At 66.6% G+C, this 13,468-nt stretch carries 13 protein-coding genes; 2 read left to right on the top strand and 11 right to left on the bottom strand.

Annotated features, from left to right (window positions below):
* Nucleotides 1–126: 126 nt before the first annotated feature.
* The 9 genes from POL67_RS26190 to POL67_RS26150 all read right to left on the bottom strand — a co-directional run bounded on the left by POL67_RS26190 (nucleotide 127) and on the right by POL67_RS26150 (nucleotide 6,951).
* Entirely contained in the window at nucleotides 127–705 is a 579-nt protein-coding gene (locus POL67_RS26190; RefSeq protein ID WP_271921799.1) for a Tll0287-like domain-containing protein, read from the bottom strand.
* Entirely contained in the window at nucleotides 702–971 is a 270-nt protein-coding gene (locus POL67_RS26185) for a DUF6755 family protein (RefSeq protein ID WP_136969454.1), read from the bottom strand. The genes POL67_RS26190 and POL67_RS26185 overlap by 4 nt, the downstream gene beginning before the upstream one ends.
* Nucleotides 971–1,486, bottom strand: a complete 516-nt coding sequence (locus POL67_RS26180; protein ID WP_271921797.1) for a QcrA and Rieske domain-containing protein — start codon at nucleotides 1,484–1,486, stop codon at nucleotides 971–973. Before POL67_RS26180 ends, POL67_RS26185 begins: the two co-directional genes overlap by 1 nt.
* The gene (locus POL67_RS26175) at nucleotides 1,486–2,109 is read right to left on the bottom strand and encodes a 4Fe-4S dicluster domain-containing protein (protein ID WP_271921795.1); all 624 of its coding nucleotides are present in this window, start codon (nucleotides 2,107–2,109) and stop codon (nucleotides 1,486–1,488) included. Before POL67_RS26175 ends, POL67_RS26180 begins: the two co-directional genes overlap by 1 nt.
* On the bottom strand, nucleotides 2,106–3,752 hold the full coding sequence (locus POL67_RS53715) for a molybdopterin oxidoreductase family protein (RefSeq protein WP_271930895.1): 1,647 nt from the start codon (nucleotides 3,750–3,752) through the stop codon (nucleotides 2,106–2,108). Before POL67_RS53715 ends, POL67_RS26175 begins: the two co-directional genes overlap by 4 nt.
* Nucleotides 3,650–4,348, bottom strand: a complete 699-nt coding sequence (locus POL67_RS26165) for a molybdopterin oxidoreductase family protein (protein ID WP_271921793.1) — start codon at nucleotides 4,346–4,348, stop codon at nucleotides 3,650–3,652. Before POL67_RS26165 ends, POL67_RS53715 begins: the two co-directional genes overlap by 103 nt.
* A complete protein-coding gene (locus POL67_RS26160) occupies nucleotides 4,348–5,424 on the bottom strand; it encodes an MFS transporter (RefSeq protein WP_136931710.1) in 1,077 nt (358 codons plus the stop codon). Before POL67_RS26160 ends, POL67_RS26165 begins: the two co-directional genes overlap by 1 nt.
* 277 nt (nucleotides 5,425–5,701) lie before the next feature.
* Entirely contained in the window at nucleotides 5,702–6,571 is an 870-nt protein-coding gene (locus POL67_RS26155; protein WP_271921791.1) for a hypothetical protein, read from the bottom strand.
* Complete coding sequence (locus POL67_RS26150; protein ID WP_271921789.1) at nucleotides 6,568–6,951, bottom strand: ADP-ribosylation/crystallin J1; 384 nt, start codon at nucleotides 6,949–6,951, stop codon at nucleotides 6,568–6,570. Before POL67_RS26150 ends, POL67_RS26155 begins: the two co-directional genes overlap by 4 nt.
* A 423-nt stretch (nucleotides 6,952–7,374) precedes the next feature.
* Here POL67_RS26150 and POL67_RS26145 point away from each other — a divergent pair, with 423 nt between their 5' ends.
* Nucleotides 7,375–8,586 (top strand): Pvc16 family protein, encoded by a 1,212-nt coding sequence (locus tag POL67_RS26145; protein ID WP_271921787.1) that lies wholly within the window; start codon nucleotides 7,375–7,377, stop codon nucleotides 8,584–8,586.
* A gap of 47 nt (nucleotides 8,587–8,633) precedes the next feature.
* Entirely contained in the window at nucleotides 8,634–10,574 is a 1,941-nt protein-coding gene (locus POL67_RS26140; RefSeq protein ID WP_271921785.1) for an ATP-binding protein, read from the top strand.
* A 24-nt stretch (nucleotides 10,575–10,598) separates the two neighbouring features.
* Here the strand turns inward: POL67_RS26140 and POL67_RS26135 are convergent, their stop codons facing one another.
* The gene (locus tag POL67_RS26135; protein ID WP_271921783.1) at nucleotides 10,599–11,648 is read right to left on the bottom strand and encodes an eCIS core domain-containing protein; all 1,050 of its coding nucleotides are present in this window, start codon (nucleotides 11,646–11,648) and stop codon (nucleotides 10,599–10,601) included.
* A 397-nt stretch (nucleotides 11,649–12,045) separates the two neighbouring features.
* Nucleotides 12,046–13,188, bottom strand: coding sequence for a hypothetical protein (locus tag POL67_RS26130; protein ID WP_271921781.1), 1,143 nt, complete (start codon nucleotides 13,186–13,188; stop codon nucleotides 12,046–12,048).
* Between the last annotated feature and the right edge of the window lie 280 nt (nucleotides 13,189–13,468).

Below are 13,468 nucleotides of genomic sequence, written 5' to 3'. Positions count from 1 at the left end.
ACGACGAGGCGAGCTCCGTTTCCGATCAAGACGATGTCCACGCAGCCATCCCGTACGCCTGCACAATCGAAAATGCCCGAGGAGCCGGCGCAGGAGTCCTTCCTGCTGGTGGAATGGGCTCTGCGCTCACTCGTCGATCCGGACGCGGATCACGATGCCGCCGAGGATGTCGCCGACCCGGAAATCCTTCCGCGGGCTGTCCGGGTGATCGTTGTGACACTTGACGCAAGCCTCGACGACGCCCTTGTCGGGATAATACGCAGAAAAATATGTCCTGCCGCCGATCGTCTCCTCGGTGTAATGGCTTTTCCCCGTCTCGGCGACCCTCCGGAGGCCGACCTTTTCGCTCTCCGTGCGCGGGCCGTTCTGCTTGTTGAGCGGCCAGGGTGAGAGGAGCGCATAGCTGAAGAGCGCGTCCTTGTTCTGGTTGATCGTTTCGGCGCTCATGCGGAGCATCTGCGCGGGCAAGGGCAGCGCCTTCTCCTCGCGGAAATGTTCCTTGGCCTCCATGATCTGCTCTTGATACTGAAGCCGGTCGACGACCGCGCTCGCGTATGCCTCGCGATTGGCGGAGATCACCGCGAAGAGCGTGTCGGTCATCTCCTGCGGCGGGAGCTTGCCGTCGCCACGCCCGCCGCCGCACCCCGAAGAGGCGAATACGGACAGACCCAGCCAAAGGCAGATGCCCTTTTCGATCCGCTTCACGACGCGCCTACCCTCCGATCCCTCCGCAGAGACGAGGCGCGGCGCTCCTCCCGCCGCCTGCGATCGAAGGAGAGCGCGTGCCGGCAGAGCAGCGCATTGACGAGCGCGAGGATGAACGAAGCGACGAACGCGGCCTGGGGCGTCACGAGGTCGTTGCTGTAAAGGGCCTCGAGCGAGGCCGCGACGAGCCATAACTGGATGGCGGAGAGGATGCCGATCATCGCGTTGATGCCCGAGAAAAGCGTCGAGCCCTGGCCGGAGAGCACTAGCTGTCCCTCCCGACGGCGAAGACATCGTCGCCGCGCTGCTCGATCCATACCCGAGGCAGGCGCCGCAAAGGCGGGCCTGCGACGGGACGGCCGTCGTTCACGTCGAAGCGCCCTCGGTGGCAAGGGCAAAGAAGCTCGTCCTGTTGCGGCTGGTGCACGACGGCGCAGGAGAGGTGCGTGCAGACCTGCGAATACGCGCGCAAGGAGCCACTCCGCGTGCGCACGAGGATACAAGGGTCCTCGTCCGTCGGATATCGGAAGAGCATGGAGCCGCCCGTCGGGAGCTCGGAGGCCTTGCCGATCCGCGACTCCTCGCCCATCTGCGCCGGCTTTCGCACCCAGCGGGCGACGGCGGCGATGGCACCGTTGACGAGGACGAGCAGCGCCGAGCCGATGGTCAGCGATTTCGCGAACTCGCGCCGCGCGACATATCGATCGTCCTCCGTGCCGATGGGAAAATCCTCACGCCAGCGCTCTCGCCTGCCTCCGCTCGTGTCGTCGTGTTCCGCCATCAGTCGTCCTCCGAGAGCAACGCCGCCACGTCGTCAGGCTCGGCCACCTTCGGCCGGCCGCCGAGCTCGATGAGATCCACGTGCACGCGGTCTCGCCCGCGCGGCACGACGACGGAGACCTTGGTCCGGACCTCCTCGCCCTCGCCGAAGACCCATTGGTTCAATGCGACGCCACGCCGCGTCCGCTCGAATTCGTCGTTCGTCATGTACGACAGCGCCTGCGAGGGACAAACCGTCGCGCACATCGGCTTCTTGCCGATGCTGGTGCGGTCGTAGCAGAGATCGCATTTCATCATCTGATCGATCTCGGCGAAATACTTCGGCACGCCGAAGGGACAGGCGAGTACGCAATTCGAGCAGCCGATGCAACGAGGCGCGAGTGCGCTTTGCACGACGCCGTCCGGGGTCTGCTTGATGGCGTCGGCGGGGCAGACGCGCGCGCAGATCGGGTCCTCGCAGTGCATGCACACCTGCGGCGCCGTCTGAACGCTGTCGCGGCGGCGGATGGTCTCGAGGTGGATCATCGCCTGCCCCTTGTGTGTATCGCACTCCTCGCAGGCCTGCACGCAAGCCTGGCAGCCGATGCAACGTGCGTAATCGATGAAGAGCACTCGCTCGCTCAACGCGCCCCCTCTCGGGATTTCGGGCGCAGGCCGCCGTCGGGCGCCCCGGAGCCCCGAGCGTCCGCCTGGTCCGAAGCGCGGCGCACGCGGACCGCGCAGATCTTGTATTCCGGGATCTTCGAGACGGGATCGAGCGCGGGGATCGTGCACCTGTTCGCCGCGCGCTCGTCCGGCCAGTGATAAGGAACGAACACCGTATCGGGTCGGATGGTGTTCACGATCATGGCGCGCACGACCAGCGAGCCGCGCCGGCTCTCGACCTCGACAGGCTCGCCGTCCGAGACGCCGAGCTTCTGCGCGAGCCGCGGGTGCATCTCGCAATACGGGTCGGGGGTCTGCCGGACGAGGCCGCCAATCCGCCGCGTCTGGTTGCCGGAAAGGTAATGGGCGACGACCCGGCCCGTCGTGAGCACGATCGGGTACTCCTCGTCCGGCTCCTCGGCCGCGGGCCTCCACTCGACGGGCTGGAAATGGGCCTTCTTGTCTGCGTGCCCGAAGATGCCGCCCTCGTAGAGCCTCGGTGTGCCGGGGTGGTCCTCTGACGGGCACGGCCAGAACACGCCGTGGTTCTTCTCGATTTTTTCGTACGTGATACCCGCGTAATCGGCGATGCCGCCCCTCGAAGCGACGCGGAGCTCCTCGAAGATCTCCTGCGGCGAACCATATCGGAACTTCTCGCCTTGCCCGAGGCGCTCGGCCAGGCCGCAGAGGATCCGCCAGTCCTGCCGCGCCTCGCCCGGCGGATCGACGACCTTCTTGTGCAGGATGACGCGCCCCTCCACGTTCGTCGTCGTGCCCGTGTCCTCCTCCATGAGCGAGCCTGGCAAGAGGATGTCGGCGTGGCGCGTGGTCTCGGACATGAAGAAATCGACCGCGCCGAAGAACTCGAGCTTTTCCAACGCTTCGCGGATGAACCCCTGGTTCGGCAGGGAGACCATGGGGTTGAAGCAGAGCGAGAAGAGGCCCTTGATCTTGCCGGCGTGGATGGCCTCGAAGATCTCCATCGCGGAGATGCCCTTGCCTGGCAAGGCCTTTTCGTCGATGCCCCATACGGATGCGATGTGCTTGCGGTGCGCGGGGTTCTCGATGTCGCGCGCGCCCGGGAGCTGATCGCATTTCTGCCCTTGCTCCCGCCCGCCCTGGCCATTGCCTTGGCCGGTGATCATCGCGTACCCCGAGCCCTCCTTGCCGATCCTGCCCGTGGCCACGCAGAGGTGGATCGCCGCGATGCAATTGTCGACGCCCTTGGAGTGGTGCTCGATGCCGCGCGCGTGGAGCAAAAAACTCGACTTCGCCGGTCCCCAGAGCTCCGCCGCGCGGACGATGAGCTTGGGAGGGATCCCCGCGATCTTCCCGGCGTACTCGGGCGTGTACTTCGCGATGATCCGTTCGAGCTCGGAAAACCCGGTCGTGTGCTCGGCGATGAACGCTCGGTCGATCCACCCGCGCTCGAGCATCACGTGGAGCATCCCGTTGAAGACGCCAATGTCGCCGCCCGACCGGACGGGGATGTAAAGATCGGCCGTGCGCGCGATGGGCGTCATCCGCGGGTCGAGCACGATGATCTTCGCGCCGTTCTCCCGCGCCCGCCAGAGGTAATCCGTCGTGATGGGCGCGCACTCGGCGACGTTCGCCCCGGCGATGAGGATGACCTCGGCCTTGGGGATGTCGCTCCAGGGGTTCGCCGCGCGATCGATGCCGAGGACCTTTTCGACGCCGCCGCCGCGGAGACCATGCAGAGTCGGCCGTTGTAATCGACATTCGCCGTGCCCAGCACCACACGCGCGAACTTGCCGACGAGGTACGCCTTCTCGTTCGTCAGCGACGCGCCCCCGAGCACGGCAACCGAATCCGCGCCATGCGCCTCTTGCACGCGTCGGATGGCCTGCGCGACGCGGTCGAACGCCTCGCTCCACCCGATCGGCGCGAACCCCCGACCCTCGGCGCGCACGAGCGGTGTCTTCAGCCGATCCGGGTGCTCGTCCTGCATGTATCGCTTGACGCCCTTGGGGCAGAGTTTTCCTTGATTGAACGGAAATTCCTCCCAGGGCTCGAAGCCGACGATCTTCTCGTCCTTGACCTTGAGCTTGATCCCGCATTGCTGCCCGCAGAAGCAGCAGTGTGTCTCGACGACACGATCCGGCTCGCCCACCGCGGAGAAACCGCCGGGCGGCAGGCTGTACGGGTGCGGGCCGAACTCGTCGATGAGCCGCTCCCTTGCGATCGGCAGCTTCGCCATCAAGCCTCCTCGCGGGCGTTCGGGCGCCGCGCGTCTCGCCAGAGCCCGTCCTGGAGCAAGGCGAGGTTTTTCCTGCGACACGGCGGACAGACGTCCTGGTAATGCTTGCCCGCGCGGAGCGCGTACCGAATACCCACCTCCGCCTGCACACGCTTCAGATCCGCGATCTGCATCGCGGATGCGAACGGCTCCCCGCAACGCACGCACGTGGCCTGCTCCCCCGCCGCCGCGACCTCGCGATACACGTGAATGCCGAGCTGCGTCGGCCGCTGCACGAGATGAAACAGCTTGCCGAAGGGCACGTACAGGAGCAGAAGCACGACGGTCACGGCGTGCACCTGCGAGAGGGAATCGTACTTGTAGCCGTTCATGAACTGCGTCGACACGGTGAGGAGCAGCCCCGTCGCGGAGACCGCGAAGAGCAGGACGAGCGGCACGAGATCCGCCGCGCCGTCCTGGAGGGCGAGCACACCACGGTCGCGCCCGCGCCGATAGAGCGCGAGCATGACTCCGACGATCACGAGCCCTGCCGAGCCGACGAGCGCGTTGAACAACAGCGACGCGAGAGGGCTGTCGAGGCTCGTCCGGAAGACGCGCACGCCGAAGACGAACGCCTCGTACACATCCTGTGAGTTCCGTGCCGTCTCGAACCGAATCCAGCCAAAAGAGAGCGGGAACGTGATCGCGAACGAGAGGAGGCACCCCCACATGAGGCAAAGGTGCGAGGCCCAGCGTAGCGGGGAACGGCGGTAGACGAAGCGCTGCGAGCCGGCCGTCCGGAAAGCGCCACGAAGGAGGGCGGTCCACCGAGAGAGGATCTTCCCCGGCGTGAAGAGGAGCGAGAGGGTCTGTCGGAAGTAACGGTACGTCGGAGGACGCCCGAGCCACATGGCGTATCGGTAACCGAGCGCGCAAGCGGCAAACGCGGCCGCGGCCGCGTAGGGCACGAGCGCGGTGTCGAAGTCCTTGAACCTGCGACTGCCGACGTAGATGCCCAGCACGACGAGCGTTGCGGCAGAGAACCCAACGAACGCCGCTCGGCGCCCCTCGCGCGATGCAGGCAGATCTGAGCTCACGGTCGCATCCTAGTCGAAGGGGGCAGACCAAGGGAAGAAGGAAGATGATGCGGGAACTGCGGAACAGGCCTCGGGGGGTCGGCCAGAATGCGGATGCGCGCTGCTCGTGCGGGCCCGAGACGGCGTGCGGGGACGCACGGGAACGTGAAGCCGAGGCGCCGTTCGCGGAGGCGAGCGGGGAGGTTCGTCGGGTAGACCGGCGGAGGCAACCCGTTCCTCGGCCTACCCGACGCGTGCACGGATCCCACGCTCGTTCCCTGCCCCGCGTGAAGAGGTATCACCCGCCCTCGGGCGCGACCGCCGGCTGCACCCTGGCGACGAACGCGGCCACGGCGAACCAGTTCCGGTTGTCGACCACCTTCGAACTGCATTCGTACCGGACCGTCCGCCACGCTCCCGACGTGATATCCTCCCGGAGCTCTGCACCCGCGAGGCCATTCCGTCGTCCCATCCACGGATGCGTGAGCGTCCCTGCCTGGTATTGCCGCACGATCTCCTCGCCTGTCAACCTGGCTTCCGCATTCGCGCCGAACACCATCTCGCGTTTTGCCAGGAGGGTTGGATACCGCGCCAGCGCCACCCGCAGCATCTCGACGAAGTACGGTGCGCCCACGTCAGCGTAGACCTCGAGCAATTTCTCCCACGTGATCGTTCGGACCGACAATCCCCCCACCCGCCGCGCGAGCCCCTCGGGGAGCAACGCCACATGGGCGACGTTCTCGTGCGCGACGCCGAGCTTGTCCCGGAGATACGCCACAATCCCCGCCTGCGCTCGGAGCTGCTCTTCGAGGTCCGCCGTCGAAGGTTGATCGTACATCTTCGCCTCGATGGCGAGCAGCACGCGACGCGGGCCGTCCACGTAGACGAGGACGTCGGGGGTGTCGCGGGTCGTTGGTGCATTGGGGAATCGACGTTCGGCATCTTCACCGAGCAGCGACTCCACGAAGCCATACTCCGTAAAAAATTGGATGTTCGCTCCGCCGGGGCTCCCGTCGACCTCCAAGCGCCCGAGCCCCGCGAGCTCGGTGAGCCGTCCGAAGTGCGCGAAGTCGTGCGCGCAGACGAGCATGGGGAGGACGGTACCCGTGAAATACCGCTCTTTGCGATTGAACGGCAGCCCCGTGTCCGCGAGCGTTTCGATGCTCATGTCTCGCTTCTCCCCTGCCCCTCGGCACGGTGCTCGCTGATGACCTCGATCGTCCCGACGATGGCGTCGTTGAAGGCTTCGAGTTCCTCCGCGGGGATCCAGTATTCAGCGTGGATCTTCGAGCCCACCACGTGAACGTCGTACTTCGCGAGGAAGTCCGACCGGACCTCGAACCTCGTCACGTATCCGACTGCGCCCTGCGCCGTGTTCCATCGGCTCGCGATCTGGACGGCGTACGCCTCGTTGCAGACGGGATAGAAGATCGGCTGATCCGGCAGGCGCGGTGGAAAGCGGCGGGAGTCGCTCGCCGCGATGAGGTCGAGCTCGGCCTGGCCAACGGGGCGGTAGAGGGTCGTGGTGGAGGCGTGCACGGAGGCCACGATACACCTTCGGAGAGGCGTGGCCAAACGGGTCGAGCGCGTCTGCCTGCGGTCCCGGCAACCAGGCGCTTCTCGATTCTCGGAGGGGGCTTTTGTCAATGCAACGAAGCTCCGCAGAGCATCTGGGCGCTTGACGACTTCGATCGCAAGTTTCGTATTCGCTCGGAGACCGTCGAGCACTTTCCCGTCGTACGCACCGTCGACCCAGACCCGCTCCAGCTTGGTGTACTCGCGGATTGCGTGGTGGGAGCAGAAGCCGCGCGAGCAACGGGATGAGCCGCGGTGCGGGGGGCGCTTCGTGGGGAATCCGATCCGGCGCGCATAGCCAACATGAGGATTGCATTTGGAGACGCGGCGTGCGATCTTGTCTCGGCTTGCGCCGCAGGTCCGCGGCACTGAAATCTTACACGTTCCCGGTGCCCGATGAGCAATACCTTCGCGATCGCCAACGTCACCGCTGCGCTTCGGAACAGGCTCTTCAACGCGCTCCAGAAGCACACCGACCTCGCCGGGACCGCCGTCTCGACGCTCCCGCCGGACAGGGCCAACGTCGACGACGAGGCAAGCCGGCTCAATCTATTCCTCTACCACGTGGTTCCTGCCGCGTCGTGGCGTAACCAGACCTCGCCGCAGCAGGTCAAGCCCGGGGAGACCGGATACCCACCCCTGGGGCTGACCCTGCATTACGTCGTCAGCGCCTTCGGCCCCGAGGGCGACGACGTCCTCGCCCACCGTATGCTCGCCGTGGGCATGGCCGCGCTCCATGAACAGCCGCTTCTCAGCCCGGCCGAGCTCAAGACGGCGGAGCCCAAGAGCGACCTCGATCTCCAGGTGGAGCGGGTTCGTATCACTGCGCAGCCCCTCACGACGGAGGAGATGTACAAACTCTGGAGCGCGTTTCAGACGAGCTACCGCGTCTCCGCCGCGTACGAGGTATCCGTCGTGCTGCTCGACAGCGAAAAGCCCATCAAGGCTCCCCTCCCGGTACTCTCGATCGGATCGGGCGGTGGCGTGCAGCCCGATCTCCTGCCCCCTTACCCCACCCTCGCCAAGATCGCACCGGCGACGCCGCGCGGGTATGCCCTTCTCGGCGACACCCTCACGCTCACGGGCCATCATCTCGCCGACGACCCGGCCAGCACGGTTTTGGTGCGGTTTTCGCATCGACTCTGGACGACACCGATCGATCTGTCCGTCGATGCCGTCAGCGCGACCGAAGCCACGGTCACGCTTCCCGATGCCCCCGCTGCGTGGCCTGCGGGCCTGTACACGGTATCCGTCGTCGTCACCCATCCGAGCAACCCGACGCGGATCACGAATGGGCTTCCTCTCGCGTTGGCCCCCAGGATTTTGTCGGTCCCGTCGAGCCCCGTCAGCCGCGATTCCGAGGAGATCGCATTGCTGCCGCTGACCGTGAGCCCCGACATCCGGCCCGGGCAGTCCGTCCTTTTGCTCCTCGGGACCCAAGGGATCGCTCCGCCTGCAATCACCGCGCAAACGGACTCCATCACGTTCGCCGCCACGTCGCCGGGCACGTTTTACCTCCGGCTCCGCATCGACGGCGTCGACAGCCCCATCGTGCTCGGCGGCCCCCCGCCCTCCTTCGATCCGTCCCTCGAGGTGACGATCCTATGACGGGTGCGGCGGATGCCAATTGGCTCGAAGCCAACCGGCGTCATCTCATGGCATCGGTGGCGGTCGTCCGCGAGAGGCTCAGGCTCTTCGCCGAGCGCGCGGGCGCGCCGAGCACGCCTGCGGCGGACGGCGGATCGCTCGATTTGCTCGAACGCGCGCGTGAACAGGCCCGGAACGAGCTCTCGACGCCGGCGGCGATCGAGCGAATCGCGGCAGCGTTCGAGCTCTCCTCGTTCGAGCGCGACATCCTCTTGCTTTGCGTCGGCGTCGAGCTCGATCCCGGGCTCGCGGGGTATTGTGCGCTGCTCCAGGGCGATCGCAGCCGCGCCCGCCCCACCTTCGAGGTCGCGTTGTCCGCGCTCCCCGATGCGCACTGGAGCGCGCTCACCCCGGAGCGACCCCTCCGCAGGTATCGGCTCATCGAGATCATGGCCGGCCCGACCCTGACGACGAGTCCTCTTGGCGTCAGCGAGCGAATCCTGCATTCGCTCGTGGGCATCGATCAGCTCGACGAGCGCCTCGGGCTGCTGCTCGCGCCGGAGCTCGGTCCCCGAGCGCTTGCGCCGACCCATCGCGCGCTCGCAGCCGATATCGTGCAGCTCTGGTCGAGAGACGCGCCTTCGTCATGGCCTGTGGTGGCGCTTTCCGGGGAGGAGAGGTCTGGAAAGCTCGGCGTCGCGACCAGCGCAGCCGCCGCGCAGGGGCTCACCCTCCATGTCCTCCACGCGGCGGATTTGCCGTCGTCGCATGCCGAGCGGGACGAGCTCCTGCGTCTATGGGAGCGCGAGGCCCGCCTCTCGCCCAGCGCGCTTTTCCTCGATTGTGAGGAGATGGAGGCGCCGGGCGCCCTTCGGATCGCGCTCTCCTTCGCGGATCGATGCTGGGGGGCTGTTTTTCTCGCGAGCCGATTCCCTGCTCGGCTGGAGCGTCGCGCGGTCACCTCGTTCGAGGTGAGCAAGCTCGGCGCGACGGAGCAGCGGCTCGTCTGGCGCGAAGCGCTTGGCCCTGCTGCGGAAGTGCTCGAGGGCCATCTCGACACCTTGGTCGCGAGCTTCAACCTCGGCGCGGGCAGCATCCAGACGCTCGGGCACCAGGTATCCGCGCATTTCGAAAGCGAGGGCGCCGAAGGCTTGGCGGTGCGGCTATGGGAATCGTGTCGGGCGCGCGCACGCCCGCGCCTCGACGATCTCGCGCAACGCATCCCGTCCACCGCAGGATGGGACGACCTCGTGCTCGCGCACGACGAGCTCGATACGCTCCGCACCCTCGCGGCGCAGGCCCGTCAGCGTTATCGGGTCTACGAGAGCTGGGGGTTCGGTGAAAAGAGCGCCCGCGGCCTCGGCATCGGCGTGCTGTTCGCTGGCGTGAGCGGTACCGGGAAAACCATGGCCGCAGAGATCCTCTCGCGCGAGCTCGGGCTCGACCTCGTCCGGGTCGATCTGAGCCAGGTGGTGAGCAAATACATCGGCGAGACGGAGAAGAACTTGAGCCGCATCTTCGACGCGGCAGGCGAGGGCGGCGCGCTCCTCCTCTTCGATGAGGCCGACGCGCTCTTCGGCAAGCGGAGCGAGGTCAAGGACAGCCACGATCGGTATGCCAACATCGAGGTGAGCTACTTGCTCCAACGCATGGAAGCGTATCAGGGGCTCGCCATCCTCACCACGAACATGAAGAACGCGCTGGACACCGCGTTTCTGCGGCGGCTCCGGTTCGTCGTGACGTTTCCATTTCCCGACGCGCAGCAACGCGCGGAGATATGGCGACGGGTCTTCCCGCGGAAGACGCCCACCGAGGGGCTGGACTGGCAGAAGCTTGCGCGCCTCAGCGTGACCGGGGGAAACATCCGGAACATCGCGGTGAACGCGGCCTTCCTGGCGGCGGATGCTGGCGACCCCGTGCGGATGGAGCACCTGCGCCGCGCGGCGAGCGCCGAATGCCTCAAGCTGGAGAAGCCGGCGCTCGTCGCGGAGATCGCAGGGTGGGCGTGAGGTTGCCTGGCCAAAGAGGGCAGGTCAAGGCGCGGCGGGTCTGTTCACCTTCTTGACGATCAGCGGGACCGGGCCTCCGAACTTGAGAAGCTCGGTCCAGAACGCCTCGCTCTGGACCTTGATACATCCGCTCGTGGTGTTGCCGGTCGTGCCACCATGGATGAAGAAGCCTGCCCGGGGCGCTTTGCCCTTGAAATACTTGACGCCCTCGATGGCAATCCGCTTGCTTCCCCACACCCCCTGCACTTTGGGTTCCTCGATGCGCTGGAAGCCCTTGTCGATGCCCAACGCACCCTGCACGCCGCCATTTTGGTAGGCGCGGATCGTCGGCATCACGATGGTGGGGCTCAGCGTATAGGCTCCATCGGGAATCGGACCTGCATTCTTGACTGTTTCATCACTGATATTTGCATGGCCGGAGTAGGCCGCCGTCGAGACCAGGGTCTTTCCTTCGCGACGCAGGAAGAGACGCAATCCATCGAATATCACGCCGTTTGGATAGAGGTCGAGCTCGGGCTCCTTGATCGCCTCGGCGGTGCTCGGGACGGGCCATGTGAGCCATGGATAGTCGCGCTTCAACTGCTCGATCTCCTCCACCTCTTTCTTCTCCTTCGCCTGCTCCTTGTACCAAGCTGGCCATTCTTCGATGGGCATACCGGGAGGAGGGGCTTCCTGCCGCGCGAGCGTCGGACCCGTCCGCACGTTCGGACGCTCGATGGGCCTGCCGGACAGGAGGCTCCTCGAGACTTGTTCTGCTTCGCGCTCGTGCGCCCCTGAGGCCGGCTCGTCCCTCTTGGGGCCGCGCTGCTGGATGACGTGCGTGAGCTCGTGGGCGAGAACGGACCAGCGTCCCGGGCCGTGCGGCCCGCAGGCGCCCGTATCGAGCACGACGTGCTCGCCGTGGGTATATGCGACGGCGCCGATACGACGGGCAGACTGGGCTGCCCGCGCATCGGCATGGATACGCACACCTTCAAAATTGCTCTTGAACCTTGGCTCGAAAAAGGAGCGTGTCGCTGCGTCGAGAGGCTGGCCGCCGTCGGAACGAAGCATGTCGTCGACGACAGGAGGCATTTCCCCTGTCTCCTGCCCCGCTCGCGTCTCGGGGGCCCGTGATGGCCCCGCGTCACGGGCGGAGACCGCTGGGCCTCCTCGGCTTCGTTCTGCAGGCTCGTGCGAGGAGAAAACAGAGAAGGACGGGCGCGTCTGGAGCAAAACAGCGCTCGTCGAAGTCTGCTCGGGGGAACTTGCCTGCTTCGTGGCTCCGACCCCCGCCTCTCTCGTGTGCGCCGTCCTTGCGTGGCCGAAGCCGGAGCGGAATGCCGGAGCAGGGGTCGGTTGCCTCGAGGTTCTGCGCGCGTGCGTGAAGCTCATAAGATATGTCCCTCCTCGACCGTTGTGCGTGTCAGCGCGATGTTCAGAGGCCGCGTTCCGTTTTCTCCGGGCGCACGGTCGGCGCCGGCTGGCCTCGTCAAGGGAATGTGATCACATGGGCAGCAAAAGGCTCGGCCCCCTCGACGGCGCTCGCAGTCCCCGTGTCACGTGCGAGCGCGATTGCATAACACCGCGCCATGTCGCATCCGGCGAAAGCAACACCATCGGCTCGAGCGTCGATGCGCGCAGGAGCGACTGTGCTGCTGGCTGGATCGAGAACTGCATGCCCAAATCTTCCTCCCTCGATCGCAAAAGCAAGAATGAACCGCGGCCCACTCCATCCACCCCAGAAGTGCCCAGGCTTCGTACCCGGCGGCAAGCGCGCGAGCTCCGGGGCCGTCACGCGCGTGCGTCCGGTCGCTCGCTCCACCACCATGGCTTCCACGATCGTGTCCTTCCAATCCGCATTCGGCGAAAGATCGGACCGGCGCGGAAGCTTCGATGGCAGCCGGCGCGTGCCCGCGATTCCCACGAAGTCACCCGTCGCCCGCAAGACTTCCAGATCGATCGCGGTCGATTCGCCTGCGAGCGCGCCTGGGCCTTCGCCTTCGGCCCCGTGGATTCGAAGCATTCGCGCCTGCGCCGGCGGCTGCCACGTGCGCAGCGCGAGCTCACCATGACAACAGCTCCGGGCCTCGACCAGCGTGTCGTCCTCAGCCGAAAGCTGAAAATGGCATGGGCACGGCGGAGGATCGTAGCGGGGCAACTGCACGGGCGCGGCCGCGTGCTCCGACGCACCTCCGACGGAGGCGCGGTTCTCGGCAATGAGGAAGACGCGGTGGGGGCCGCAAAACATTCCCGCGCTGTCTGCACCTCCAGCGAGCAGCGCGCTCGGTACCTGGAGGGGCCGCGCATCGGGCAAGAATGGTGCGACGAGCGCTCTCCAGGGGCGCGGATGGAGGAGATCCTCCTCCTGGGCGGCGGGCCCTGGCATCGGAGCGGTATAAGCGACTCCGTCGAGCGTCGCGCAAACGCTCGCGCGCTCGCCGATGCTCACCGGATCGATGGCAGAGAGGGGCTCGGTTCCGTTCCCGTGGAAGCGGTAGAGTACCTGCTTTCCCGTCCCGCCTGCGGAGGTCGTGGCCACCACGGCCACGCCCCCGCTTCCGGCGAACAACTGGAGCTCGCTCGCCCGTTCGACCTCGCCGAGCGTGCGTAGGACCGCGGTCCGTTCGAGCAACCCTGCCGCTGCTGGCGCGCGGGCGAGGACGAGGCGCTCGCCGTCGTGCTCCTTGCCGGCAAGAAAGAGCTCGCCGTTGTGGTAGGTGGCTGCCAGGGGGGGACGCAGGCGCAGGGGAGCGCTGGGCGGCGCTGCCCCTGCCGTCGGGGGGGCGGGGGCCGTGCCAGGTGGCGGAGACGCGGACGGAAGCGGAAGGGAGCTGCTCGAGGCGGCGGCGGATGGTGTCTCCGAGCTGCGCGAGCACGCCATGAGGAGCAGACATGGCGCGAGCGCCGCCGCC

It is taken from the genome of Polyangium mundeleinium, from assembly GCF_028369105.1.
Taxonomy (GTDB): Bacteria; Myxococcota_A; Polyangia; order Polyangiales; family Polyangiaceae; genus Polyangium; species Polyangium mundeleinium.
The sequence above is the reverse complement of the archived record's forward strand: the minus strand, read 5'-3'. Positions and strand labels throughout refer to the sequence as shown.

Coding starts and splice junctions, on each gene's coding strand:
- POL67_RS26165 (WP_271921793.1), bottom strand. CDS start 4,348: ATGGCGAAGCTGCCGATCGCAAGGGAGCGGCTCATCGACGAGTTCGGC.
- POL67_RS26155 (WP_271921791.1), bottom strand. CDS start 6,571: ATGAGCATCGAAACGCTCGCGGACACGGGGCTGCCGTTCAATCGCAAA.
- POL67_RS26135 (WP_271921783.1), bottom strand. CDS start 11,648: ATGCCTCCTGTCGTCGACGACATGCTTCGTTCCGACGGCGGCCAGCCT.
- POL67_RS26140 (WP_271921785.1), top strand. CDS start 8,634: ATGGCATCGGTGGCGGTCGTCCGCGAGAGGCTCAGGCTCTTCGCCGAG.
- POL67_RS26180 (WP_271921797.1), bottom strand. CDS start 1,486: ATGGCGGAACACGACGACACGAGCGGAGGCAGGCGAGAGCGCTGGCGT.
- POL67_RS26145 (WP_271921787.1), top strand. CDS start 7,375: ATGAGCAATACCTTCGCGATCGCCAACGTCACCGCTGCGCTTCGGAAC.